At 63.6% G+C, this 24,966-nt stretch carries 21 protein-coding genes and 1 pseudogene; 10 read left to right on the plus strand and 12 right to left on the minus strand.

Going from position 1 to position 24,966, the window contains the following annotated elements:
• Positions 1-10 precede the first annotated feature (10 nt).
• From ntrX to hflX, 3 genes are all read left to right on the plus strand, one after another.
• Positions 11-1,381: a nitrogen assimilation response regulator NtrX gene (ntrX, locus tag IVA98_RS04430; RefSeq protein ID WP_247297674.1), complete on the plus strand. Its 1,371-nt coding sequence runs from the start codon at positions 11-13 to the stop codon at positions 1,379-1,381.
• 247 nt (positions 1,382-1,628) lie between these two features.
• The gene (hfq, locus tag IVA98_RS04435) at positions 1,629-1,877 is read left to right on the plus strand and encodes an RNA chaperone Hfq (protein ID WP_007591126.1); all 249 of its coding nucleotides are present in this window, start codon (positions 1,629-1,631) and stop codon (positions 1,875-1,877) included.
• An 11-nt stretch (positions 1,878-1,888) separates the two neighbouring features.
• On the plus strand, positions 1,889-3,286 hold the full coding sequence (gene hflX / locus IVA98_RS04440; protein WP_247297671.1) for a GTPase HflX: 1,398 nt from the start codon (positions 1,889-1,891) through the stop codon (positions 3,284-3,286).
• Between the two features lie 59 nt (positions 3,287-3,345).
• On the opposite strand, the gene mazG is transcribed toward hflX, so the two are convergent.
• Positions 3,346-4,200: a nucleoside triphosphate pyrophosphohydrolase gene (gene mazG, locus IVA98_RS04445; RefSeq protein WP_247297670.1), complete on the minus strand. Its 855-nt coding sequence runs from the start codon at positions 4,198-4,200 to the stop codon at positions 3,346-3,348.
• Positions 4,201-4,326: 126 nt separating this feature from the next.
• Between mazG and queC the strand changes: the two genes are divergently transcribed.
• Complete coding sequence (queC, locus tag IVA98_RS04450) at positions 4,327-5,043, plus strand: 7-cyano-7-deazaguanine synthase QueC (protein WP_247332481.1); 717 nt, start codon at positions 4,327-4,329, stop codon at positions 5,041-5,043.
• A 145-nt stretch (positions 5,044-5,188) separates the two neighbouring features.
• Here queC and IVA98_RS04455 read toward each other — a convergent pair whose 3' ends face one another.
• From IVA98_RS04455 to nthA, 3 genes are read right to left on the minus strand one after another with little or no spacing between them, the layout of a single operon-like run.
• On the minus strand, positions 5,189-5,569 hold the full coding sequence (locus tag IVA98_RS04455) for a nitrile hydratase accessory protein (RefSeq protein WP_247332479.1): 381 nt from the start codon (positions 5,567-5,569) through the stop codon (positions 5,189-5,191).
• Positions 5,569-6,228 carry a nitrile hydratase subunit beta gene (gene nthB, locus IVA98_RS04460; protein WP_247332477.1) on the minus strand — a complete coding sequence of 220 codons (660 nt, stop codon included), beginning with the start codon at positions 6,226-6,228 and terminating at the stop codon, positions 5,569-5,571. Before nthB ends, IVA98_RS04455 begins: the two co-directional genes overlap by 1 nt.
• Positions 6,225-6,857 carry a nitrile hydratase subunit alpha gene (gene nthA, locus IVA98_RS04465; protein ID WP_247332475.1) on the minus strand — a complete coding sequence of 211 codons (633 nt, stop codon included), beginning with the start codon at positions 6,855-6,857 and terminating at the stop codon, positions 6,225-6,227. The genes nthB and nthA overlap by 4 nt, the downstream gene beginning before the upstream one ends.
• Before the next feature lie 335 nt (positions 6,858-7,192).
• Between nthA and IVA98_RS04470 the strand changes: the two genes are divergently transcribed.
• The 4 genes from IVA98_RS04470 to fsrB all read left to right on the plus strand — a co-directional run bounded on the left by IVA98_RS04470 (position 7,193) and on the right by fsrB (position 12,865).
• A complete protein-coding gene (locus IVA98_RS04470) occupies positions 7,193-8,344 on the plus strand; it encodes a methionine ABC transporter ATP-binding protein (protein ID WP_247332473.1) in 1,152 nt (383 codons plus the stop codon).
• Positions 8,334-8,999, plus strand: a complete 666-nt coding sequence (locus tag IVA98_RS04475; RefSeq protein WP_247332471.1) for a methionine ABC transporter permease — start codon at positions 8,334-8,336, stop codon at positions 8,997-8,999. Before IVA98_RS04470 ends, IVA98_RS04475 begins: the two co-directional genes overlap by 11 nt.
• A 522-nt stretch (positions 9,000-9,521) precedes the next feature.
• Positions 9,522-11,516, plus strand: coding sequence for a TonB-dependent siderophore receptor (locus IVA98_RS04480; protein WP_247332603.1), 1,995 nt, complete (start codon positions 9,522-9,524; stop codon positions 11,514-11,516).
• A 56-nt stretch (positions 11,517-11,572) separates the two neighbouring features.
• Complete coding sequence (gene fsrB / locus IVA98_RS04485) at positions 11,573-12,865, plus strand: siderophore utilization protein FsrB (RefSeq protein ID WP_247332469.1); 1,293 nt, start codon at positions 11,573-11,575, stop codon at positions 12,863-12,865.
• Between the two features lie 139 nt (positions 12,866-13,004).
• On the opposite strand, the gene IVA98_RS04490 is transcribed toward fsrB, so the two are convergent.
• The 8 genes and pseudogenes from IVA98_RS04490 to IVA98_RS04520 form a co-directional block, all read right to left on the minus strand.
• Positions 13,005-14,204, minus strand: coding sequence for a M24 family metallopeptidase (locus IVA98_RS04490; protein ID WP_247332466.1), 1,200 nt, complete (start codon positions 14,202-14,204; stop codon positions 13,005-13,007).
• A 143-nt stretch (positions 14,205-14,347) separates the two neighbouring features.
• Positions 14,348-14,980 carry a 3-isopropylmalate dehydratase small subunit gene (gene leuD / locus IVA98_RS04495; protein WP_247332462.1) on the minus strand — a complete coding sequence of 211 codons (633 nt, stop codon included), beginning with the start codon at positions 14,978-14,980 and terminating at the stop codon, positions 14,348-14,350.
• Positions 14,977-16,362: a 3-isopropylmalate dehydratase large subunit gene (gene leuC / locus IVA98_RS04500; RefSeq protein ID WP_247354338.1), complete on the minus strand. Its 1,386-nt coding sequence runs from the start codon at positions 16,360-16,362 to the stop codon at positions 14,977-14,979. The genes leuD and leuC overlap by 4 nt, the downstream gene beginning before the upstream one ends.
• An 88-nt stretch (positions 16,363-16,450) precedes the next feature.
• Complete coding sequence (locus IVA98_RS36825) at positions 16,451-17,227, minus strand: MFS transporter (protein WP_346657677.1); 777 nt, start codon at positions 17,225-17,227, stop codon at positions 16,451-16,453.
• Positions 17,228-17,247: 20 nt separating this feature from the next.
• Positions 17,248-17,914, minus strand: a pseudogene (locus IVA98_RS36830) (MFS transporter).
• A 208-nt stretch (positions 17,915-18,122) separates the two neighbouring features.
• A complete protein-coding gene (locus tag IVA98_RS04510; RefSeq protein WP_247332452.1) occupies positions 18,123-19,358 on the minus strand; it encodes a CaiB/BaiF CoA transferase family protein in 1,236 nt (411 codons plus the stop codon).
• A 1-nt stretch (position 19,359) separates the two neighbouring features.
• Positions 19,360-20,313: a hydroxymethylglutaryl-CoA lyase gene (locus tag IVA98_RS04515; protein ID WP_247354339.1), complete on the minus strand. Its 954-nt coding sequence runs from the start codon at positions 20,311-20,313 to the stop codon at positions 19,360-19,362.
• Between the two features lie 253 nt (positions 20,314-20,566).
• Positions 20,567-21,505, minus strand: coding sequence for a LysR family transcriptional regulator (locus IVA98_RS04520; RefSeq protein WP_249816779.1), 939 nt, complete (start codon positions 21,503-21,505; stop codon positions 20,567-20,569).
• A 531-nt stretch (positions 21,506-22,036) separates the two neighbouring features.
• Between IVA98_RS04520 and IVA98_RS04525 the strand changes: the two genes are divergently transcribed.
• Together IVA98_RS04525 and IVA98_RS04530 are read left to right on the plus strand one after the other, a co-directional pair.
• Positions 22,037-23,056: a TRAP transporter substrate-binding protein gene (locus IVA98_RS04525; protein ID WP_247297643.1), complete on the plus strand. Its 1,020-nt coding sequence runs from the start codon at positions 22,037-22,039 to the stop codon at positions 23,054-23,056.
• A 16-nt stretch (positions 23,057-23,072) separates the two neighbouring features.
• Entirely contained in the window at positions 23,073-24,962 is a 1,890-nt protein-coding gene (locus IVA98_RS04530) for a TRAP transporter large permease (protein ID WP_247297640.1), read from the plus strand.
• The last annotated feature ends 4 nt before the right edge of the window (positions 24,963-24,966 follow it).

A 24,966-nucleotide genomic window follows, 5' to 3' on the forward strand; every position in this document is an offset into this window, starting at 1 on the left:
GGCGCGACGCATGGCAAGTGAAATTCTGATTGTCGATGATGAGGCCGATATTCGGGATCTCGTTGCCGGCATACTCGAAGACGAGGGGTTCGTCACAAGGACTGCGCGCGACAGCGATACGGCCCTGGCCGAGATCGCCAACCGCAGACCGCATCTGGTGTTCCTCGACATCTGGCTCCAGGGCTCCAAGCTGGACGGTTTGCAGCTCCTGGAGCAGGTCAAGAAGGACAACGCCGACCTGCCGGTCGTGATGATCTCCGGCCACGGCAACATCGAGACCGCGGTCGCGGCGATCAAGCGCGGCGCCTATGACTTCATCGAGAAGCCGTTCAAGGCCGACCGGCTGATCCTGGTCGCGACCCGCGCGCTGGAGAACTCGCGCCTCAAGCGCGAGGTCAAGGAGCTGAAGCAGCTCGCGCCGAGCGCCAGCCAGCTCGTCGGCCGCTCGCCGAGCATGAACCAGCTGCGCCAGACCATCGAGCGCGCGGCCAAGGCCAACAGCCGTATCCTGATCGTCGGCCCCGCCGGCGCCGGCAAGGAGCTGACGGCGCGCACGCTGCACATGGCCTCGGGCCGCGCCGACGGACCCTTCGTCGTCATCAACGCAGCCGCCATCACGCCCGAGCGGATGGAGCATGAGCTGTTCGGCGTCGAGCAGCCCAACGGCGAACAGCCGCGCAAGGCCGGTGCGCTCGAGGAAGCCCATGGCGGCACGCTGTTCATCGACGAGATTGCGGACATGCCGCGCGAGACCCAGAACAAGATTCTGCGCGTGCTGGTCGAGCAGTCGTTCCAGCGCGTCGGCGGCACCGCAAAGGTGCAGGTCGACGTCCGCATCATCTCCTCCACCGCGCGCAATCTCGAAGAGGAGATCGCGGCCGGTCATTTCCGCGAGGACCTCTATCATCGGCTCTCGGTGGTGCCGATCCGCGTGCCCGCGCTGTCGGAGCGGCGCGAGGACATTCCGGAATTGATCGACTACTTCATGGAGCAGATCTCGGCCGGCAGCGGCCTGCCGAAGCGTCAGATCGGGCAGGATGCGATGGCGGTGCTGCAATCGCACGTCTGGCCGGGCAATGTGCGCCAGCTCCGCAACAATGTTGAGAGAGTCATGATTCTGGCTGCGGGCGGGCCCGAGGTCATCATTACGGCCGACATGTTGCCGCAGGACGTCGGCTCCATGGTCCCGGCGATGCCGACCAGCAACAATGGCGAGCACATCATGGGGCTGCCGCTGCGCGAGGCGCGCGAAGTATTCGAGCGCGACTATTTGATTGCACAGATCAGCCGTTTCTCGGGAAATATTTCTCGCACGGCCGAGTTTGTTGGCATGGAACGTTCAGCGCTACACCGGAAGCTGAAGGCGCTTGGTGTCGGCTAGCGCGGCCAGGTGGCGGGCAGAGATCAAGATAAGCGAGGAAAATCATCGATTTCCGTAGTTTTTCGGGGCAATACGGCTGGGGCTGCCGCGTGAAGCGGCTTGCCTAATAGGCCCACCTGTCCTCTAATTGCACAGCTGTTCCTTCCGAGGGGGATCTCATGAGGCACGGCAACCGGGAGAGGCTCCGAATTTCAAAAGAGGGCCGCAACCGGCGCAATAAAAAGAAACTCAAAGCGAGATAAAAACAATGGCGGCAGACCGCGCACAAAACCTGCAGGACACCTTCCTTAATCACGTTCGCAAAACCAAGACGCCACTGACGATCTTTCTGGTCAACGGAGTGAAGCTCCAGGGCATCGTGACCTGGTTCGACAATTTCTGTCTGCTGCTTCGGCGCGACGGTCACTCGCAGCTTGTCTACAAGCATGCGATATCGACCATCATGCCGGGTGCGCCGATCCAGTTGTTCGAAGGCGGCGAGGATCAGCCGGCTTGAGAGTGATCTGATTGGAACCCCGGAATTTCGACGGGGATGCCGACCGTCCGCGGCCGGCAGGGGCTAAGCAGACGGGGCGGGTGCTTGTCATCGGCCCCTACTTGCGTATGCGCGCGGGCAGTGCCGACGTGCAATCGGAAAACCATGGCTTGTCTAATCAAGTCCTGCGTAACGCCGAGGCCCGGCTCGATGAAGCCGCGGGCCTCGCGCGCGCGATCGATCTCGTCATTGCCGACGCCATTATCGCGCCGATCAGCCAGATCAGGCCGGCGACCTATATCGGCAAGGGCAAGGTCGAGGAGATCGCGGGGCTGATCAAAAGCCTCGATGTCGAGCTCGTGGTGATGGATTGCGCGCTGGCGCCGATCCAGCAGCGCAATCTCGAGAAGGAGCTGCACGCCAAGGTGCTCGACCGCACCGGGCTCATTCTGGAAATCTTCGGCCGCCGTGCCAAGACCAGGGAAGGCTCGCTCCAGGTCGAGCTCGCGCATCTCAACTATCAGCGCTCGCGCCTGGTGCGCTCATGGACCCATCTCGAACGCCAGCGCGGCGGTTTCGGATTCATGGGCGGTCCGGGCGAGACGCAGATCGAAGCCGACCGCCGCCTGATTCAGGAGCGCATCTCCAAGCTGGAGGGCGAACTGAAGAAGGTGCAGGCGACGCGCCGCCTGCACCGGGCCGGGCGCCAGCGCGTGCCGTATCGCGTCGTCGCGCTGGTCGGCTACACCAATGCCGGCAAGTCGACGCTGTTCAACCGCCTGACGCGCGCCGACGTGCAGGCCGCCGACATGCTGTTCGCGACGCTCGATCCGACCCTGCGGGCGCTGAACCTGCCGCACGGCGGCAAGGCGATGCTGTCCGACACGGTCGGCTTCATTTCCAATCTGCCGACACAGCTCGTCGCCGCCTTCCGCGCTACGCTGGAGGAGGTGCTGGAGGCCGACGTCATCCTGCATGTCCGCGACATCTCGCATGAGGATGCCGAAGCGCAGCAGAGCGACGTCGACGCGGTGCTGCGCCAGCTCGGCATCAACCCTGATGATTCCGGCCGCATCATCGAAGTCTGGAACAAGATCGACCGTTACGATGCCGAACAGCGCGAAGAGCTTTTGAACATCGCCGCACGCAGGCCGGAAGACCATCCGGCGATGCTGGTCTCGGCCGTGTCGGGCGAAGGGGTGGAAGCACTGCTCGCCGCGATCGAGGAACGGCTCGCGGCCAAACGCACCACCCTGGATCTCTCCATCGACGCCGCCGACGGCGCCGGCATCTCCTGGCTGCATCGCAATTCCGAGGTGCTGTCCAAGGAGCTGCACGACGGCCGCTTCGACATGACCGTGCGGGTCGACGAGACCAAGCGGGATATCGTGGTGTCCAGGTTCGATGCGGTGCCGCATCTCTCCGCATAGACGCTGTCGTCCCGGATCTGCGCGCGCTTGAGGCGCGCTTGTCCAGGACGACATTTGGGTTAACGGCGAACTTCTTTGCGTCCCTCCGGCGCCGGCTTTTCGTCGACCTTCGCCTCGTTCCATAGCGCATCCATCTCCGCGAGCGAGGCCTGCTCCAGCGTGCGCCCCTGCGCCTCGAGCGCGCGTTCGATATAGGCGAAGCGCCGCTCGAATTTTGCATTCGTTGCCCGCAAGGCGCTTTCCGGATCGGCATCGACATGGCGGGCGAGGTTGACGAGGGCGAACATCAGGTCGCCCGTCTCCTCCGCCAATTCCTGCTTGTCGTTGCGGTCGAGCGCGGCCTCGATCTCGTCGGCTTCCTCGCGGATCTTTTGCAAGACCGCGCGCGGATCGTTCCAGTCGAAGCCGACGGTGGAGGCCTTGCGCTGAAGCTCCATGGCGCGCGTCAGTGCGGGCTGGCCGGCCTTCACGCCCGACAGCAGTGATTTGCGCGCCGGCCCGTCCTCCGGCGGCCGGCGCGCGGCGCGCTCGGCTTTCTCCTCGGCCTTGATGCGGTCCCAGACTTCCTTGACGTGAGAGGAGGCGAGATTTCCGTTCTTGTCGGCGAAGACATGAGGATGGCGGCGGATCATCTTGCGGGTGATGGCTTCGACGACGTCACCAAACGCGAACGCATTCTGCTCCTCAGCCATCTGGGCGTGGAACACGACCTGCAACAGGAGGTCGCCGAGCTCCTCGCGCAGATCGTCGAGGTCGCCCCGGGTGATGGCGTCGACCACCTCATAGGCTTCCTCGATCGTGTAGGGCGCGATGGTCGCGAAATCCTGCTCGAGATCCCAGGGGCAGCCGGTCACCGGCGTGCGCAGCGCCGCCATGATCTCGATCAGGCGGGAGATGTCGCGGGAAGGGGTCATTGCGGGGCAGTCTCCTGGCTCCCAAACCTTATGCCAAAAGCGGGCGCCCGTTCCCAGCGGAGCACGGCGGAACAGGCCGATTTCCACCGATTGGCGAGTGGTCTGCGCAGTGCTAAAGCGCGGACCATGAGTGACGCATTTTCATCACAGACCGCCTTGGTGCTGTTTTCCGGCGGCCAGGATTCCACCGCCTGCCTCGCCTGGGCACTCAGCCGTTTCGCCCGCGTGGAGACGCTGGGGTTCGACTACGGCCAGCGCCATGCCATCGAGCTCGCCTGTCGCGACCGCCTGCTCGAGGGTATCAAGGGCCTGCGCACGGATTGGGCCGCAAGGCTCGGCGACAGCCACACGCTGTCGATCCCGACGCTGGCGGCCGTGTCCGAGACGGCGCTGACGCGGGACGTCGCGATCGCGATGGGCGCCGACGGGCTGCCCAACACCTTCGTACCCGGGCGCAATCTGGTGTTCTTGACCTTCGCCGCGGCGCTGGCCTACCGGCGCGGTATCAGCCACATCGTCGGCGGCATGTGCGAGACCGATTATTCCGGCTATCCCGATTGCCGCGACGAGACCATCCGGGCCATGCAGGCCGCGCTCGCGCTCGGCATGGCGAGAGCCTTCGAGCTGCATACGCCGTTGATGTGGATCGACAAGGCCGCGACGTGGAAGCTGGCCCACGATCTTGGCGGCGACGGCCTCGTCGATCTCATTCGCGAGCAGTCGCACACCTGCTATCTCGGCGAACGCGGCGCGCAGCATGAGTGGGGCTATGGCTGCGGTGAGTGCCCGGCCTGCAGCTTGCGCGCGAAGGGGTGGCGGGAGTTTGCGGCGGGGCGCAAATAGCGGCTCCGAGCACCACTGTCATTCCCCGCGAAGGCGGGGAGTCCAGTACGCCGCGGCTTCTCCGTTCCCACAAGCGTCATACACCCGCCTTCGCGGGTGATGACAGCTGTGTTTGGGAAGCACTGCCCGCGCCACGCACGAAGCACTAACCCTTAAAATCCTCCGGCCGGAGCTCGATCGGCTTGCCGTGCGGCGTGCGATCCGCCGCGTGGTCCCAGGCATCCCGATAACAGTGCAGCGTGTCCTTCGACGCCACGCCCTTGCTTGCGACCAAGCCCTCAAGTGTCGCGAGCCAGTGCAGGTAATAGGTCTCGCCCGTATCGGGATCGCCGGCCGCCTGCGCGCGCTTGATCTCGTCGGCCAGTGCGGCGGCCCATTCCGGCCAGGTGAACACGCCGCGTTCGTGCAGGGTGAGCGCCATCGCAAACGCATGCGCCTCCCAGGGCGCGCGGAACACCGGGCCGTCGTCGTCACGGGGAATGCTCGGAATGGCCGCCGTCGCGGCGGCCGCAAGCGTACGGCTCATCACGCCGGATCCAGATAGGGCTCGAACGCGTCGATGGATACCTTCGAGGTCGGATCGCCATCCGCCCCCCAGAGATCGCGGCCCTCGAACACGACCGTGTAAAGCCATTGCGGATTTTCGCCGCGCTCCATCGCCGCCGTGTCAGGAAACACGTGACAGCCATGGTTGAGCTCGACGACGCCGACATGGCCGCGCACATAGCGCGGCAGCCGTGTATGCGTTGCCGGATGAATGTTCTTGGCGCGCACGCGATCGCCGATCGCAAATTTGGCCGGGGCTGGAGCAGGGCGGGCGAACTTGCCGCGTACCATCACGCGCTCGACATTGGCGAGATCGAACTTGCCGTGCTTGAGCGGCTTTGCGGGCTGCATCGCGTGGCCGGCGGCAACCTCCTCCCTGGTGAGATAGCCCTTCTCGATCAGCATCTCCTCGAGCCCGAGGAACCATTTCTTGTAATAGGAGCTCGAGAGATACACGTGCGGCGGCAGCGTCTCGCGATAAAAGCGAGAGGTGTCGATGTTGAAGGCGCCGGCCGCCCCCATCGCACGCACCATCGCCAGCACGCGTGCTTCCCACGCTGCGTGGAACACCGGCTCGTTCGGCTCGGGCTCGACCTTGCCGAACCCATCCATGCCGCCCATGTCGTGCACGCCGTTCACGACGGCGCTCCCGGCGTCTTGGGAAAGCCGGTGCCGATCATGGAGTCGCGGGTGACGAGCTCGGCGAGCTGCTCTTCGCTCCAACCTTCCGTACCTTCGGGGCGCATTGGCAGCACCAGGAAGCGCGTCTCGGCAGTGGAATCCCAGACACGGATTTCGATCTCCTTCGGCAACGTGACGCCGAAATCGGCGAGCACGCCGCGCGGGTCCTTCACCGCACGCGAGCGGTAGGGCGCGGCCTTGTACCAGACCGGCGGCAATCCCAGCATTTCCCAGGGGTAGCAGGAGCATAGCGTGCACACGACCATGTTGTGACGCTGCGGCGTGTTCTCGACCACCACGAGATGGTCACCGACGCGGCTGACATGCCCGAGCGTGCCGATGGCTTTTGAGCCGTCCTCCAGCAGCGCCTGTTTGAACGCCGGATCGGTCCAGGCCTTGGCGACGACGCGCGCGCCATTATGCGGCCCGATCTTGGTCTCGTAGGCCTCGATGATGGCATCGAGCGCGGCCGGCTCCACGTAGCCTTTTTCGGTCAGGATCGTCTCGAGCGCGCGCACCCGCAGCTCGGTTTCCGATAGCTCGGAATGATCGTGATCGTGGTGATGGTGGTCGTGATCGTGGCTCATGGGACGAAAGATAGGCGCAAAGGTCCCCGCCTGTCGAGGATGCGTGCTGGCGCCACAGTAGGACGCAAAGTGAGGTCGATGCCAGGGCCGCAGGTGCGGATCCGCCGTGCTCGGATCAGCCGACAGCCCGGCAGATGATTTTTCTTCGCCAAGGAGCGATCGGGAAAACTTCGTCCAACTGCCCGCCAATATCTGAGATTGCAAGAAGGGTCTGAAAGGGCGATGGTGCGTGCTGCGATGCAGCGCGCTTTCCGAGCCCTCATCGCGGTTCCATCTCCCGTCGCGTGATGCGACCCGGCTTCCCGCGCGCTTTTGCGGGCAAGCGACCATTGTGCATGAAGGCCGCCGCCATGAACGCCCACCAATCGCCTGCGATCGGACAGCCGATCCAGACGCCTGAAGCGATGTCACCCGCCATGACCGAGCCGGACGCGATGGTCCGGTTCGCAGGCATCTCAAAAACCTATCCGGCCTATCGCGGCAAGCCCGGAGTCAAGGCGCTGCAAGACATCGACTTCGCGATTCCGCGCGGCTCCATCACCGGCGTGATCGGCCGCTCCGGCGCCGGCAAATCGAGCCTGGTCCGGCTGATCAATGGGCTGGAGAAGCCGACCACGGGCCGCGTCATCGTCGATAACAGAGACATCTCGGCGCTTGCAGGGCGCGAGCTGCGGCTGGCGCAGCGCTCGATCGGCATGATCTTCCAGCACTTCAACCTGCTGTCGTCGCGCACCGCTGCCGATAATATCGCGCTGCCGCTCGAAATCGCCGGCTGGGGCAAGGCCGATACCAAGGCCCGTGTCGCCGAGCTGCTGGCGCTGGTCGGCATCGCCGACAAGCACGATCGCTATCCCTCGGAGCTCTCCGGCGGCCAGAAGCAGCGCGTCGGCATCGCGCGGGCGCTGGCGACGCGGCCGAGTGTGCTGCTGTCGGACGAGGCGACCTCCGCGCTCGATCCGCAGACCACGCGCGCGATCCTCGACCTGCTCGCGAGCATCAATCGCGAGCTAGGCGTGACGATCGTGCTGATCACGCACGAAATGTCGGTGGTGCGTCAGCTCGCCAAGCAAGTGGTGGTGCTCGATTCCGGCCATGTGGTCGAGAGCGGCCACGTCGCCGACATCTTCACCCATCCCAGGCACCCGATCACGCAGTCCTTCCTTGCGGAGGTGATCGGCGACAGCCTGCCGGTGTCGCTGGCGAGCCGCATTGTTCCGGAGCCGGTCGTAGGCGGGCAGGCCGTGATCCGAGTCCAGGTGCGCGGCGCCGGCGCCGGCGATACGCTGGTGGCGCGGCTTGCCCGTGAGCTCGACCTCGACGTTGCACTGCTCTCGGCGCGCATCGACGAGATCAGCGGTCAGCACGTCGGCTCACTCGTTCTCGGCATTCCCGTTGGCATTTTTGGCGGAGAGGACACGGTGACGCGGACGCTCGCCTGGCTTTCTCGATATCAATTCCCGGCGGAGCGTCTCGGCCATGTCGCCTGAACTCATCAACCTGATCATCCAGGCCACGGGCGAAACCCTGTTCATGGTCGGCACCGCGGCGCTGCTCGGCACCATCTTCGGGCTGCCACTCGGCGTCTTTCTCGCGACCAGCCGGAAGGGGGAGCTGTTTGCAGCGCCTGCCATCAACGGCGTGCTCGGCGTCATTGTCAACGCGACGCGTTCCACGCCCTTCATCATCCTGGTCGTCGCCATCATCCCGTTCACGCGCCTCGTCGCCGGCACCTCGATCGGCTCGACCGCGGCGATCGTGCCGCTGACGATTGCCTCGACACCGTTCATCGCACGCCTCGTCGAAGCCGCCATCCGCGAGGTCGATGGTGGCCTGATCGAGACGGCGTCCTCGTTCGGCGCTTCGCCAATCCAGATCGTGCTCAAGGTGCTGATCCCCGAGGCGCTGCCCGGCTTGCTGCTGGCGCTGACACTCGCGGTGGTCGGCCTGCTCGGCTATTCCGCCATGGTCGGTGCCGTCGGGGGCGGAGGTTTAGGTGATCTCGGCATTCGCTACGGCTATCAGCGCTTCATGCCGGAGATGATGCTCGCCGTCGTCGTCGTGCTGATTGCGTTGGTACAGCTCGTTCAGAGCGCGGGCGACTATCTGGCGCGCCGCGTCAACCGGCGGCTGCGGCATCGCTGACGCCGTTTCGAGATATTGCCGGCAGGCAGATTCTTGTCTGTCTGGAAACATTCCAAATTCCGAATCGCGACTGAGCGCATTCGCCGCACTTGCTGCGCACACGTCTGGAGAGATTCTAACGCTGTTCCTATCGCACTCCGAAACCGCCTGAGTTAGGCCGGGGCATCAAAAAACGGTACCGGCAAAGCCGGCAGTGCGTGGGGCCTCGAAGACGTGACCGATTTCCAACCTTCTTCGCGTGATGACACGCGTCGCCGACAGATCCAGCTTCTTTTCTTCGGTGCAGTCAGCACATTTGCTCTCTCCGTCCCGTTCGCTGACGTGCAAGCCCAGACGCAGATTCCACCTGTCACTGTCGACGCGCCGGCGCAGCGCGGCCGTCCGGCCGCGGTTGCCTCGTCCCGGCGGTCGTCGGCGACACGCACCGCACGTGCCAATCGTCGCGGTCCGGCGCAACAGGCTGCGCCAACCCAGTCGGCATCGGCATCGAACGGCGGCACCGGCGAACGCGCCAATGGCCCGGTGCGCGGTTTCGTTGCCACGAGGAGCGGCACCGCCACCAAGACGGATACGCCGCTGATCGAAAGCCCGCAGTCGGTGTCCGTCGTCACCACCGACCAGGTCAGGAATCAGGGCGCCGTCTCGATCGGCGAGGCATTGCGCTACACCGCAGGCGTCAGCGGCGACGTCAATGGCGGTTCTGACACCCGCTTCGGCGCCCTCCAGATCCGCGGCTTCGACACGACCATGTCAGGCCTCTACGTCGACGGCTTGCGGATTCCATCCAGCAACTACGTGCACTTCAACGGCCTCGATCCCTACGGGGCCGAGCGCCTCGAGATTCTCAAGGGGCCTTCGTCGGCGATGTATGGCGGCAGCGGTACCGGCGGCATCCTCAACTACGTGACCAAGCTGCCGACCGCGCAGCAGTTCGGCGAAGTCTCAATCTCCGGCGGCAGCTTCAACCGTTATCAGGGCCAGTTTGACATGGGCGGCGCCGCCAACAAGGAGGGCACCGTGCTATGGCGTCTGACCGGCGTCATCCGCGATGGCGAGACCCAGGTCGACTTCACCAAGGACAACCGCGTCTTCATCGCGCCCGGTGTCACGTTCAAGCCGAACGAGGACACGACGATCACGCTGCTCGCCAACTATCAGAGGGATCGGGCAGGGTGGGGCCTTCAGTTCCTGCCGGCTTCGGGCACGGTGTGGCCGAACAACGGCCGCACCATCCCGGTCTCGTTCTTCGCGGGCGTGCCGAGCTTCAATGCGTTCAACACCGAAATTGCGACCGCCGGCTATCAGCTGTCGCACAATTTCACCGACAACATCACGTTCCGGCAGAACCTGCGCTACGCCTATCAGCACAACGAGGAAAAGACCTTCTACGGCACGGGGTACACCGACGAGGCGGCGGGGCAGCTGGGGCGTTTCGGCAGCTACAGCAACTCCTACATCAATTCCTTCGCGGTGGACAACCAGCTCCAGGGCAAGTTCACCACCGGCATCCTCAGCCATACCACGCTGGTCGGGATCGACTATCGCAACACCACGTTCCGCGACACGGCGTTTGCCGTCACCACATCGGCGCCGGAGATCAACGTCTTCAATCCGGTCTACAGCTATGACTGGGCCATCGGCGGAATGTACGACAACAAGGGTGTCAAGCAGTCGCAGCTCGGCCTTTATGCGCAGGATCAAATCAAGCTCGGCCGGCTGTCGTTCCAGCTCGGCGGCCGCCAGGATTTCGTGACGACGCAGCTCGATACCAATCTGCCCCCGGCCGATACATCGACGTCGAAGGACGCATCGGCGTTCACCGGCCGCGCCGCCGTGATGTACAATTTCGACAACGGCATCGCGCCTTATTTCAGCTATTCCGAGTCGTTTCTGCCGCAGCTCGCGACAAGTCCGTCAGGACAGATGCTCAATCCCGAGACCGGCGTGCAATACGAGGTGGGCGTCAAGTACCAGCCGCTGGGCTGGAATGCGCTGTTCACGTTCGCCGCCTTCGACCTGACGCGTGACAATGTCGCTGTGTACGTGCCTGCAACCACCTTTTACGAACAAATCGGGCAGGTGAAGTCGCGCGGCATCGAGCTCGAAGGTACGATGTCGCTGGCCGACGGCTGGAACCTGCGCGCGGCCTATGCCTATGTCGATGCCATGGTTACGCAGGATCCGGTCAATGTCGGTAAGGCGCCGGTCACGGTGCCGCTCAACCGCGCGTCGCTGTGGAGCGACTACACGCTTCAGACCGGGCAATTGGCGGGCTTGCAGTTCGGCGGCGGCATTCGCTATGTCGGCGCGACGTGGGGCGATGATGCCAACACGTTCAAGGTTGGATCAGCCACGGTGCTGGACGCGCTGCTTGCCTACACCAGGGATAATTGGCGGCTGTCGCTGAACGTCACCAACCTCGCGGACACGCGCTATGTCGCGGCGTGCTACGGCCTGTCGGGCTGCATGTATGCGGAGGGACGCAAGGCGATCGGCAAGCTGACCTACCGCTGGTGAAATCGAGGACGGTCCGGCGATGGGAAGTCGGACCCTGCTGATGAGAGTGCAACACGATGAGGGCGATATTCGGCAGGCTGCATCGTTGGGCGGGACTGCTCACGGCCGGATTCCTGTTTTTCTCCGGCATCACCGGGGCGATCATCTCCTGGGATCACGAGATCGATGACGTCCTGAACAGCCGCTTGTTCGACGTCAGCAGCAAGGGTCCGGCGATTCCCTCGATCGAGCTCGCCAAGATGATCGAGCAGCGCGATCCCCGCGCGCGCGTCGTCTATCTCTTCATGACGCCGGAGGAAGGCCACTCGCTCTGGTTCTTCGTCATGCCGCGGATCGATCCCGCAACCGGCAAGCGTTACCCGCTCGACTACAATCAGGTCTTCCTCGATCCCAACACCGGCGCGGAGCTCGGCCGGCGCTATTGGGGCGCGGTATGGCCGGTGACGCGGGAGAATTTCGTCTCCTTCCTCTACAAGCTGCACTACACCATGCACATCCCGGAATTCTGGGGCAGCGACCGCTGGGGCATGCGCGTGCTCGGCGTGATCGCCATCATCTGGACCATCGATTGCTTCGTCGGCTTCTATCTGACGCTGCCCTCGCGCAGGCGCGCCAGGGCGGCGCGGGCCCCGGAAGTCACGCGCCAGCTCGAGCGCGGTTTCTGGGCGCGCTGGGCGCCGGCCTGGACCATCAAGACCTCCGGCAGCGCCTACCGGATCAATTTCGACATCCACCGTGCCTTCAGCCTGTGGACCTGGGGCGTGCTGTTCGTCATCGCCTTTACGGCTTTCTCGCTGAACCTCTATTTCGAGGTGTTCTCGCCGCTGATGAAGATGGTGTCGAACTACACCCCGACGCCCTATGAGCAGCGGCCCTATCGCGATCTCGACGATCCCATCGAGCCCAAGGTCACCTTTGCCGAGATCGCGGCGCGCGCGGCGGCGGACGGCAAGGGGCGAGGGTGGACCACCCCGGTCGGCGCGATCAGCTACGGCCCGGCCCATGGCGTCTATGCCGCCGCCTTTTTCCATCCTGGCGACGATCACGGCGCCGGCGGCGTCGGCCCGGCCCAGCTCTATTACGACAGCGAGGATGGCCGCTCCATTGGCGAACGGCTGCCCTGGGTCGGCACCGCCGCCGACATCTTCGTGCAGGCGCAATTCCCGCTGCATTCGGGCCGCATCGTCGGGCTGTTCGGCCGCATCCTGATCTCGATCATGGGCCTCGTCGTGGCGACACTCTCGGTCACCGGCGTCGTGATCTGGTGGCGCAAGCGCCGTGCCCGCGTCCGCGCGCGCCAGACCGCGGCGATGCGCCTCGGCGGGCAGCAGCTCACGCCAGCAGAGTAGGGCGTGGCATCACCCGCCTATGCGGCCGCGCCGAGCGGCATTATCTCGATCTGCGCGAAATGCTGCGCCAAGGAAACGCCGAGCCAGAGCTGGTTCGCGGCGGTCGTCAGAGGCGCAGCGCCAGCTCGATCAACTGCCGCTACCCTAAGGCGCTGCCGCCAAGATTCCACCCGCGGCCACCTTCGCCGAAAATTTCGTAGCCCGTCGACGTCACCGCAACTGTATCCTCGAGCTTGATGAAGCCGCGCCTCGGATGCTTCATGGTGGTCTCGATCGAGACCACCATGCCGGCTTCGAGCGGTTGACGGGCGTCGGTGTCGTCGTAGGGAATCGGACCCTTGGCGGTCAGGCGAGGGGCTTCGTGGCTGACGAGCCCCATGCCGTGAGCGAGGAAATCGGTGCAGTCGCGCTGGGTGATCTGGGCGAGCTGGCGTTCGGCCGCGACGTAGATGTCGCCGCCCAAGGCGCCCGGCCGGACCGCCGCGAAGGCGGCGCGCTGGACCGCTTCGATTTCGGCCAGACAATCCTTCAGCTCCGCATCCGGCGCGCCCAATACGGCCATGCGCGCGACGTCGCCGATATAGCCGTGATAATTGCCGCCGGAGTCCAGCGACAGCACCTCGCCTTGCTCCCAATGCTGCGCCGATGGCGCCCGGTTGTGGCTGCTGCCGCAGGCCAGCAGGCAATACTCGAAGGTCAGGCCGCGGTTGGCTTCGGCAAGGCGCAACGCCTCCGACAATTGCCGCTTGGTCGTGCCCCGACCGTGCCCGGCGATGACCGCCAGCATGGATGCGACGACGAGCTCGGACGCCGTCTTCAGCTTCGCCAATTCCTCCGCCGACTTGACTGCCCGCAGCCGCTCCAGCACCAGCACCGCATCCTTGAGCTCGGCACCGGGCAGGGCGTCGGCCAGCGCCCTCCCGGCGTCCATCGGCATGAACGGCATCTCAATCCCGATCCGCTTCAATGGCACGCCGGCCTGCCGAATCAGGTCCGCAGCCTGCGCAATGGCGTCCACCGAACCATTGGATTCGGTCCGGACCTGCGGCACCCAGGGCGGGGCGACCGCGCGCTGATGGGTCTCCAGCCGGTGGCCGACATAGACCGCTTTCTCAGGTGCGCCCTTGGGATAGATCAGGACCGGCAAATAGCGGCTGACGCCGAGCGCGTCCATGTAGTCGAAGAAGATCGCGCGCTCGGCGCCCAGCAGATACTGCACATTGTGCTTGGAGGTCGCGATCACGACGTCGAGGCCGGCGATCTCCATGAGACGGTCGAGCTTGGCGGCATCGAACGGAATGGCGCGGGACCCCGCTCCGCGGGGGGCGTGCTCCTGCATGATGATCTCCCAAGGCTGGCGCGGCTTGAAAGCCGGCGTTCTGTTGTCTCGCTTGCGGCAGACAACTCTGAGCCGGGAGCAGAGTTTTGGCTAGCCCAAATTTCGTGGCGAACGCATGCGATGAGGATGCCGGTGAGATTCGTTCAGGACCTTTTGTATGGGTCGAGCCAAGGGAATGCGTCATCCAGCCGGCGCTGCGTAGCCTGGATGTCGGGCACGTAGCGGGCGGTGAGCGCAAATTCATCCATGCCGTTGACGATCATCTCCAAACCCATCTCGTCGGCTCGGAATGCTCCGACATTGTGGTCATTGATCGTGATGCATTGCCGGATGAGATCGATCGCCGTGACCGGAGGGGTCGGGCAATCCAGGGATCGTACCAGCCGTGCATGTGTCTCGGCATCGACGGTCGCGGGCAGGAGGTGGTTCTTATAGGCATTTTGCTCGAATATCTCGGCAAAACTGCGTGCGATCACCGCGCGAAAGCCGTAGTCAATCAGCGACCACACCGCTACCTCGCGCGACGAGCCGCAGCCGAAATTCTCGCCCGCGACCAGAATGGCGGCGCCTGTGAATTGCGGCTCGTTCAGAACAAAGTAAGGCTTTGGTGTGCCGTCTGCGGTGAACCTGAACTCGTAGAACAGAACCTCACGTAAGCAGTCACGTCCTCCGCCAAGCCGCTTGTAAGGGGCAACGGGGGTGAGGGCGTCGGTATCGACGTTGTCCCAGAGCAGGGGAGCGGCGATCCCACGAATAATTGTGATTTTCCCGCTCATGCGAGGGTCCTGACATCGGTGATCTCGCCGGTGATCGCCGCGGTCGCCACCATAGCCGGACTCATCAGGTGCGTGATCGCACCGGGACCCTGTCGATTCTCGAAATTGCGGTTCGAGGTCGACGCGCACCTTTTTCCGCGGCCGACGTTATCGGGTCCAAGCGAAACGCAAAGCGAGCATGCAGATTCGTGCCACTCGAAGCCTGCATCGCGGAAGATCCGATCGAGACCTTCTGCCTCGGCCCGTCGCTTTACGTCGCTGGAGCCGGGGACCACTAGCGCACGCACACTTCCTGCAACCTTTCGTCCGTCGACAACACGGGCGGCGGCCCGAAGGTCGGATAGACGTGAATTGGTGCAGGAGCCGATAAAGGCGACATCGACCGGCGTGCCCGCGATAGGCTCGCCGGGCCGCAAGTTGACGTAGGAAAATGCACGCTCCCAGCGCGATCTCTGCGCCTGATCGCGGGCGTCGGACAAGCGTGGAATGGTTCCGTCGACGGCGATCGCGTCTTCCGGGCTCGTGCCCCAGGTCACCATCGGTGCTATCGTGCTTGCCGGTAGCGAATACTCCTTGTCGAAAATTGCATCGTCATCACTTGCAAGCCTGCGCCACGATGCAACGGCTGCGTCAAACGCCGAATCCTTTGGTGCTTGCGGCCGGCCGTTGAGGTAGGTGAAGACCGCCTCGTCGGGCGCAATCAACCCAATCCGCGATCCGAACTCGATGGACAGGTTGCATAACGTCATGCGCTGTTCCAAGGGAAGGCTGCGGATAGCGGTGCCGGCGTACTCTACTGCGCAGCCCGTTCCGCCATCGGTCGAGAAGCGGGAAATGATCGCAAGCGCGATGTCCTTACCGTTCACCCTGGGATCGAGTACGCCGTCGATCGTCACGCGTAGGGTCTTTGGTTGAGGAAGCCACAGCGCCTGATAGGCGAGGCTGTGCGCAATCTCGGTGCTTCCGATGCCGAAGGCGATCGCGCCCAGAGCGCCGTTTGTACAGGTATGACTGTCACCGCAAACAGCCGTCATTCCCGGCAGGATGGCACCTTGCTCCGCGGCAACGACGTGCACGATGCCTTGCCGCGGATCTCCAAGACCGAACAGCGGAATTCCGCGCTCAGTCACCTCCCGGCGAAACGACCTTACCATCGGCGCCATGACCGGATAGGTCTCCTCCGTTCGACCGGGCGCGGTCGCGACCGCGTGATCGATAACGGCGAGGGTACGCGCTGTCTCCGCGACGGAGAGGTTGCGCTCGCGAAGCTGCTCGAACGCCGGAATCGACGTCATATCGTGCAGGAAGATGCGATCGATGGTCAGCAGGTTTCGCGTGCCGCGCCGCGTGGCGACGTGAGGTCGCCAGATCTTTTCGAACAATGTTTGGGTCTACCCGCTAGGTCCGTTGCCATTGGTTTCTCGATCTTCGACGTTCGGCAGCAACGGCTGCAGCGTGGCGCGAGATGCCCTAGGCGATCTCTTCGAGCGGCTTGTTGTTCGTTGTCGGCCCAAATACGCCGATGACGATCATCACCACGACCATGGCTCCCACGATCGCACCGAACACGCCCGTCACACCGTAGTCTCGAAGCAGAAAGGCGATCAGGAAGCCGGAGAACATGGCGGTCAATCGGCTGACCGAATAGACGGTGCCTGCTGCTCGTGCCCGGATTCGAGTCGGGAAGACCTCGTTCTGGTAGGTGTGGAAACTGAGCGACATGATTGAGTTGCCGAGATTGACCAGGAGGCCAAACGTAATGAGCAAGAAGGGCGCGGATGATTGAGCAAACGCCAGCCCGAAGACGGAGATTGACGCAGCGGCAATCACGATGAGCCATTTGCGCTCGATGCGATCGGCGATCATCATGGCTAACAGTGGTCCGACAGGGCTGGCGATCGCAATCGCCGAAGAATAGAGCAGGCTCTTGGTGACCAGGACTCCCTTGGCGATCATGAAGGAAGGCACCCAGTTCGTGAAACCGTAATATCCGATTGCCTGGAACAGATTGAAGACAAGCAACATCAAGACGCGCGAGCGCCAGGGGCCCGTCCATAGTTCAAAGAAGTGAGGCTCTCGCTCGGGAGCGGCGTTCCGGATGCGCGCCGGCTCGGGCAAGGAATTTCCGGTCTCGCGTATAATCTGCTGTTCGATACGCTCGACGACGCGAAGAGCTTCTTCCGATCGGCCATGCTGTGCAAGCCATCGCGGCGTTTCGGGAAGGCGGGCGCGCAGGAAGCAGACCACGATTGCGCCGGTGGATCCGATCAGACGATCCAGCGCCAGCCGTCCAGGCCGAAATAGGTTTCCGGAACGAGCCAGGATGAAAGGAGGGCGGCGATCGGTGCCGCCGTGAACATGATTGCCTGGTTCAGTGCGATGGCCTTGCCCCGCATATGGCCGGGGACCAGCTCGATGATGAAGGTCGTCACCGTGATGATCTCGACCCCGATGCCAATCCCGGCGACGAAGCGCCAGACCAGCAGGCCCTCAGGCGTGTGCTGAAACGCCATGAATGAGCAAGGCGAAAGAATACCACACCATCGACCAGGTGAAGGCCGCGCGTCGGCCGAACCGATCGATCAATCTGCCGCAGAAGAAAGTTCCTACGAAGAGCCCGGCAAAAGTTGCGGCGATAAAGCCGGCAATTCCAGTGTAGCCGAAGAAAGTCGTGGTTGTGGTGGTCAGCAATCCCGATTTCGTCAGGCCGGGCGCGATATAACCCGTGAAGATGAGATCGTAGTATTCGAACCAGCCGCCGAGGGAAACGAGGATAATGATCTTCCAGAAATAGCGACTTGCGGGAAGCCGCTCGAGGCGGGCTGCAACCTCGGCAACGGCATGGTCGACCGACAAGGAACGAGCGTCCCTGGCTGCGGCGCTAGGAGCGTCCAATTGATCGGCTGTCGAGCCGGCCAGATCCGCAGTGGTCATCTATCCCTCCCGATTTCTCGTACGTTTTTGTGCGGAACAACGCGCTTTACCGCGCGAGCACGCCAGCTTGCCGAAAGGTTCTCCGAATGACGTGAAGGGCACCAGTAGAACTTAGCGATGGGATCGTTCTGGAAGCGAGAAGGCGAGGCGACGTGCGCGCAGCGTCAAGCCAGACCCCGACGCCCCATGCGGCAGGCGCTTTGGCATCTCAGGCAACGTTCTCGTCGCGTGCCGCGACCTGAGCGTCTGGTCGACGCAGAATTCTATCCTGCACCAAAGCCTCGACTTCGGCCGGACTCAGCCCGGCCTCCCTAAGGACCTGCTCGCCGTGCTCCGAAATGCCGGGCGGTTGCCGCTCCAGCCTTGTTCTTTCCCTGAGCTCGCCGAACTCCATGGGCAGGCCGGGCAGGCGCGCGATAAGATGCTTGCCCAGAGCGGAGATCGCAGTTTCGACCAGCCCTCCTGCAGCAAGATGCGGGTCTTGTGGAAGCTCGTCGGGATGTCCCACCTTGGCATAAGGCAGCATGGCCGTGTCGCAGGCGGCGAGAACGTCAGCCATTGCCTGCTCGGCAAATAGCCGCTTGAGAACTGGCAGCATCCAGTGGCGGTTGGCGCAGCGATCGGTATTTGATTGCAAGCGCGGATCGCCCCCGAGCTCCGCCAAGCCGAATTGTTTGCAGAACCGACTCCAATGGGCGTCGCTGGTGATGCCTATGAAAACCTGCCCGTCTCGCGTCTCGAAAACGTCGTAGACCCCCCAGGCGTTGGTGCGCGCAGGAAACGGACGCATTGGTTCGCCGGTTACTGCGCCGCCGGCAATGTGGCTCGCCATGAGGAATGCCGCACTCTCGAACAGGGAGGAGCCGACCCGCTTGCCCTGTCCGGTGATCGCGCGCTCATTGATGGCTGCGAGCACGGCAACGACCCCGAAAACGGCGCCGAGAATGTCGATGATCGAAGCGCCGGCCCGTAACGGCTGGCCGGGCGGGCCGGTCATATAGGCGATGCCGCTTTGCATCTGGACCACTTCATCCAGAGCTCCTCGGTGCTCATAGGGTCCTTTCAAGTATCCCTTCATCGACAGGAAGATCAGACGCGGATTGATCTTCGCGAGGTCTTCCCACCGGCAGCCAAGACGCTCGATCGTGCCGGGGCCGAAATTCTCCAGTAGCACGTCTGCACCAGCCACCAGGCGGTGAAGAGCTGCCTGGCCACGGGGTGTTTTCAGATCAAGCGCGATCGAGCGCTTGTTACGATTGAACGTGGCAAAGAATCCCGCGGCGAAGCCGGGCATTCGACGTGTGGAGTCGCCTTCGTAGGGTTCGACTTTGATCACATCGGCGCCGAGATCGGCCAAGATCAGTCCGGCGCAGGGGCCCATAATGGTGTGACCGAAATCCAGAACGCGAATGTTCTGGAGCGGCTTTGCAGCATCTGCGGTCATGTCATTGGGTCCCTATCATCTTCGGTCGCCCCGATCTGAGCAGCGCGCTTGGCAGGCGGTGCCCGACGATCTGCTCGGCGAGCCGAGCAACGTCAATGAGCCGATCAAGATTGATGCCGGTCGGTATGCCGAGTTGTTCGCAGAGGAGCACCAGCTCTTCCGTGGCAATATTCCCGGGCGCTCCAGGTTGCCCAGCAAAGGGGCAGCCTCCCAGGCCGGCGACGGCGGCGTCGAACTTGGATACACCGAGCCGCAGCCCCTCATAAGCAGATGCGATGCCGAGACCCCGTGTATCGTGCAGATGCAGTGACAGCTCCAACTCCGGCCAGCGCTCGCGGATAGCGGTGACGGTCTCCTGAATCCTCCTCGGCGTGCACCAGCCCATACTGTCTCCGAGCCCGATGGCGCAAATGCGGGTCCAAGTTTCCTCGGCGATGCCGAGCCCATCCTTGATGGTGGAGATCACCGCGCTGAGCGGCACTTCTCCGGAGAAATTGCATCCGAATGCCGCCATGACGATCACTCGATCAACCGGCACGTTCGCGGCGAGATGAGCCGCCACTGTCGATCTCATGGCTTCAATCTGGCCCTGCCGATCTCGCCGGAGATTCTGCAGAGAGAACGCCTCGGAGGCGCTCAAGGCGATGGCTGCGGCATTCACGAGACGATCGCGATGGGAGAGGGCGCGTTCCATTCCGCGCTCATTGAACCAGAGGGCCGTATAGGCGACGCCCGGAGACGGCGTGAATCCCCGAACGACCGCCTCGGCGTCAGCCCAGCCCGGCACGGCCTTCGGGTTGACGAACGAAGCGACCTGGATCGTCTTGACGCCTGTCTGTGACAAGGCATCGATCAGCTCGATCTTTGCAGCGGTCGAAATTGGCCCGGGCTCGATCTGGAAGCCCTCGCGAGGACCTTCCTCGACGATCTCCACCGAGGTGGGGAAATTGCTCATCTCTCCACGTGCGCTCCCATCGCGTCGGCAGTTTGCCTGCTGTTTGCCGCCAGACGATGCTCGCGCCTGCGGAAAGTGACAATTACACCTTTCCTAACGCAGCTATCTCGCGACCAGATAGTTCAACGCGTTGATTTGGCTCGACCCATGCGGGGCATGTCGGGGAGGCCTGTTTCGCCCGAGCCAACCAATGCCGCCGAAGCCGGTACCCGGCTGCATTGCCGTTCAGGGCTCTTACAGCGTCGTGCTCGGCTCAGCTCTGCGTCGCTTTGGCCAGCGACTCCGCTGGCCAGCGTCCGCTGACCACCTCCTGAAAAAACACCTCATTCAGGACGCGGCGCACCTCGGTGAAGCCACGCGTTTGCGGGTGGTCGGACCGCATGATCAGATTGAGATCTCTTGTAATGGTCGGCTCGACAATCTGCCGGGCGCGGATGCGTTTGTTCGGCAGATCCGCTGCTACGGTCGACCGCGCCAGAATGGCGCAGCCAAGCCCGGCCTCCAGCGCCCGCCGCATCAGGCCAAGCGAGTCGATCTCAAGTTTTGGGCTGCGCGTGACCTTGTTGCGCAGAATCTGCGCCTGAATGATGGCTCGTGACGGGATTAAGCCGAGAACCGTACCCTGCGGGATTTCGGCGAAGGCAATCGGCGTATCGGGGGGACCGATGACGTCCGCACGCCCGACGAGGAATAGTTCCTCCCTGAGCAGGGGCTCACGGATCAGTCTGGCATCCACGGGGGGATTGAAAACGAGCGCGAAATCGAGTTCGCCCGCAATCAGCCGATCTGTCAGTCCAGGACTCAAACCCTCGGCCAGCGTCAGATGCACTGCCGGGGTGCCGGTCCCGACAGCCTGCATGATCTCAAGCCCGCAGGCTGCAGCAACCGTGTGCGTGAGGCCGACCGAAATCGCCCCGGTCGCCTCCTCGGTGAATGCCTTGACGTCGGTCTCCGCCTTCACCACCGCAGCTAGGATCGCAGTGGCATGCTCGTAAAGACGTTCCCCGGCAGGTGTCAGCAATATTCCGCGCGGACGCCGATGTAGGAGCTGGACCCCAAGGACGGCCTCTATCTCCGACACGTGATGGCTCAGCGCCGATTGAGCGACGTTCAGGATTTCGGCGGCTCTCGCGAGCGCACCTGCATCCGCGATGGCCACGAAGTATCGGAGTTGTCTGAGGCTCAGAGTCATATCGATTACGCCTAGCCAATTTCAGGACCGCGCCTCAGATCCCGACGTTGCGGGCCACTCAACGCCCGGACAATGCGGCCGCTGGGTGAGGGCCCAGCCGAAGAGGACGTCGCGGGCAAGATCTTCGTTGCCCGCAGGCGTTGTCAGAGTCGAGTCCAACCCCTGGAGAACGGTGCCGAGCACACTGAGATGGCCGGCTCGCCCCATATCCGTAATTCGCATAAGGTATATTATGGAATATTTTTATGTGCAATTTGATCAGTCATTTAGATGAAATTCCTGCCACTGCACCTTCGCTCCAAGCCGTTTTTGGGCTTACGCCGGGCCGCCGTCCCAGCTCTTTGACGGCTACTGTGCATGGGGTTGTTTTCGCATTTTTTTGTGCGGCCATCTCTCCGAAAGCCGATATTGCCGCGACGTTGTCCGGCTGCAATAAGCGAGGCTTCGCGAGATCGCAGATGACCTTCTGACCTGACGTCCGTATAGGTTTGCATCTCAGAACAACAACAAACCTTCCGAGGAAGCAGACCCATGAGCTTTTCCCGACGCACGCTTCTCAAGGCCTCCGCCGCGACCGCGGTCCTGGGCGGCCTCAGTGCGCCCCATGTGGCCCGCGCCCAGAGCGCCGAGTTCACCTACAAATACGCCAACAACCTGCCGGACAGCCATCCGCTGAACGTGCGCGCCAAGGAGATGGCCGCGGCCATCAAGAGCGAGACCAACGGCAAGTTCGACCTCCAGATCTTCCCGAACAACCAGCTCGGGTCCGACACCGACATGCTGAGCCAGATCCGCTCCGGCGGCGTCGAGTTCTTCACGCTGTCGGGGCTGATCCTCTCGACCCTGGTGCCGGCCGCGTCCATCAACGGCATCGGCTTCGCGTTCCCGGACTACGGCACGGTCTGGAAGGCCATGGATGGAGACCTCGGCGCCTTCGTCCGCGGCGAGATCAAGAAGGCCGGGCTCGAGGTCATGGACAAGATCTGGGACAACGGCTTCCGCCAGACCACATCGTCGACCAAGCCGATCGCCGGTCCGGACGATCTCAAGGGCTTCAAAATCCGCGTGCCGGTGTCGCCGCTATGGACCTCGATGTTCAAGGCATTCGACGCAGCGCCCGCCTCGATCAATTTCGCCGAGGTCTATTCGGCGCTCCAGACCAAGATCGTCGAGGGCCAGGAGAACCCGCTGGCGATCATCTCGACCGCAAAGCTGTACGAGGTGCAGAAGTACTGCTCGCTGACCAACCACATGTGGGACGGCTTCTGGTTCCTGGCCAACCGCCGTGCCTGGGAAAAACTGCCGCAGGACGTGCGCACTGTCGTCGCCAAGAACATCAACGCCGCCGCCGTCAAGGAGCGTGAGGATACCGCCAAGCTCAACGCCAATCTCCAGCAGGAGCTGGCGGGCAAGGGCCTGACCTTCAACCAGCCGGCGGTGGCCCCGTTCCGCGACAAGCTGCGGTCCGCCGGCTTCTATGCCGAATGGAAGGGCAAGTACGGCGATCAAGCCTGGGACCTCCTGGAAAAAGCCGTGGGCAAGCTGTCGTAACGCGTTAGGCCGCGTCATGGCTCATGTCGAAGTCGAGGTGATCGAAGTGGCGGGCGAGGCGACTGTTCAGTCCCCTCGCCGACCTTCGTTGCTGGCTTCGCTGGAGCGCACACTTGGCCTTCTTGTGGAGATCCCGGCGGCGATCCTGGTCATCGCCGAGATCGTGATCCTGTTTGCCGGCGTGGTTGCGCGCTACGGGCTGCATCGGCCGCTGATCTGGTCAGACGAGCTCGCCTCGATCCTGTTCCTGTGGCTCGCCATGCTGGGCGCGGCAGTCGCGTTCCGCCGCTCCGAGCACATGCGCATGACCGCGGTCGTCGCCAGTGCCCGGCCCGCGTTGCGGACCTATCTCGATCTGGTCGCGACATCGGCCGCGCTGGCGTTCCTCGTGCTGATCGTCTGGCCGTCCTGCGACTATGCCTACGAAGAGAGCTACATCACCACACCGGCGCTCCAGATCTCGAATATGTGGCGCGCTGCGGCGCTGCCGGCCGGCATCAGCCTGATGGCGGCGTTCGCCTTGCTGCGGCTGCTGCGCGCCGCCGATTACCGGATGGTCGCGGCCGCCGTGCTGTCGGTTGCAGTCCTGATCGGCGCATTCTGGCTGGCGGAGCCGTCGCTGCGCCCCCTCGGCAATCTCAACCTCGTCATCTTCTTCGTCGGCGTTGCCGGCTTCTGCGTCTTTGCCGGCGTTCCCATTGCGTTCGGGTTTGGCCTTGCGATCTTCGGCTATCTGGCGCTGACCACGCGCACGCCGGTGATGGTGCTGGTCGGGCGGATGGACGAGGGCATGAGCCACCTCATCCTACTCTCGGTGCCGCTCTTCGTCTTTCTGGGGCTGCTAATCGAGATGACCGGCATGGCGCGGGCCATGGTGGCGTTCCTGGCGAGCCTGCTCGGGCATGTCCGCGGCGGCCTGCATTATGTACTGGTCGGCGCCATGTACCTGGTCTCCGGCATCTCCGGCGCCAAGGCCGCCGACATGGCCGCGGTCGCACCGGTGCTGTTCCCGGAGATGAAGCAGCGCGGCGCCAAGCCCGGCGACCTCGTCGCGCTCCTTGCGGCGACGGGGGCCCAGACGGAGACCATTCCACCGAGCCTCGTGCTGATCACGATCGGCTCGGTCACGGGCGTGTCGATCGCCGCCCTCTTTACCGGCGGTCTATTGCCCGGCGTGGTGCTGGCGATCACGCTCTGCATGCTGGTGTGGTGGCGCTACCGCCACGAGGACATGAGCCACGTCCGCCGCGCCAAGGCATCCGAGATCGGCAGGACCTTCATCATCGCCCTGCCCGCGCTCGCGCTGCCCTTCGTGATCCGCTACGCCGTGGTCGAGGGCATCGCGACCGCCACCGAGGTCTCCACCATCGGCATCGTCTACGGCGCCCTGGTCGGCGTTCTAGTGTACCGCCGCTTCGACTGGCGGCGGTTGTTTCCAATGCTGGTCGAGACCGCAGCGTTGTCGGGCGCAATCCTGCTGATCATCGGCACCGCGACCGGTATGGCGTGGGGCCTGACCCAATCCGGCTTCTCGCGCTCGCTGGCGGCGGCCATGACGGGATTGCCCGGCGGGGCGGCGACCTTCATCGCCGTCTCAATCCTGGCCTTCACCATTCTCGGCAGCGTGCTGGAGGGCATCCCTGCGATCGTGCTGTTCGGGCCGCTGCTGTTCCCGATCGCCCGCGCCGTCGGCGTGCACGAGGTGCACTATGCGATGGTGATCATTCTCGCCATGGGTATCGGGCTATTCGCCCCACCCTTCGGCGTCGGCTATTATGCCGCCTGCGCCATTGGACGCGTCGACCCGGCCGAAGGCATCAGGCCGATCTGGGGCTATCTGCTGGCGCTGCTGGTGGGATTGATCATCGTCGCGATCTTCCCCTGGATATCGATCGGATTCCTTTGAGGCG

It is taken from the genome of Bradyrhizobium sp. 160 (assembly GCF_023073735.1).
Classification (GTDB): domain Bacteria; phylum Pseudomonadota; class Alphaproteobacteria; order Rhizobiales; family Xanthobacteraceae; genus Bradyrhizobium.

Coding starts and splice junctions, on each gene's coding strand:
- IVA98_RS04455 (WP_247332479.1), bottom strand. CDS start 5,569: ATGAGCCGTACGCTTGCGGCCGCCGCGACGGCGGCCATTCCGAGCATT.
- IVA98_RS04530 (WP_247297640.1), top strand. CDS start 23,073: ATGGCTCATGTCGAAGTCGAGGTGATCGAAGTGGCGGGCGAGGCGACT.
- hfq (WP_007591126.1), top strand. CDS start 1,629: ATGGCGGCAGACCGCGCACAAAACCTGCAGGACACCTTCCTTAATCAC.
- nthA (WP_247332475.1), bottom strand. CDS start 6,857: ATGAGCCACGATCACGACCACCATCACCACGATCACGATCATTCCGAG.
- queC (WP_247332481.1), top strand. CDS start 4,327: ATGAGTGACGCATTTTCATCACAGACCGCCTTGGTGCTGTTTTCCGGC.
- IVA98_RS04510 (WP_247332452.1), bottom strand. CDS start 19,358: ATGACCGCAGATGCTGCAAAGCCGCTCCAGAACATTCGCGTTCTGGAT.
- ntrX (WP_247297674.1), top strand. CDS start 11: ATGGCAAGTGAAATTCTGATTGTCGATGATGAGGCCGATATTCGGGAT.
- fsrB (WP_247332469.1), top strand. CDS start 11,573: ATGAGGGCGATATTCGGCAGGCTGCATCGTTGGGCGGGACTGCTCACG.
- IVA98_RS04520 (WP_249816779.1), bottom strand. CDS start 21,505: ATGACTCTGAGCCTCAGACAACTCCGATACTTCGTGGCCATCGCGGAT.
- IVA98_RS04470 (WP_247332473.1), top strand. CDS start 7,193: ATGAAGGCCGCCGCCATGAACGCCCACCAATCGCCTGCGATCGGACAG.
- leuD (WP_247332462.1), bottom strand. CDS start 14,980: ATGAGCGGGAAAATCACAATTATTCGTGGGATCGCCGCTCCCCTGCTC.
- IVA98_RS04515 (WP_247354339.1), bottom strand. CDS start 20,313: ATGAGCAATTTCCCCACCTCGGTGGAGATCGTCGAGGAAGGTCCTCGC.
- IVA98_RS04475 (WP_247332471.1), top strand. CDS start 8,334: ATGTCGCCTGAACTCATCAACCTGATCATCCAGGCCACGGGCGAAACC.
- IVA98_RS04490 (WP_247332466.1), bottom strand. CDS start 14,204: ATGCAGGAGCACGCCCCCCGCGGAGCGGGGTCCCGCGCCATTCCGTTC.
- mazG (WP_247297670.1), bottom strand. CDS start 4,200: ATGACCCCTTCCCGCGACATCTCCCGCCTGATCGAGATCATGGCGGCG.
- IVA98_RS04525 (WP_247297643.1), top strand. CDS start 22,037: ATGAGCTTTTCCCGACGCACGCTTCTCAAGGCCTCCGCCGCGACCGCG.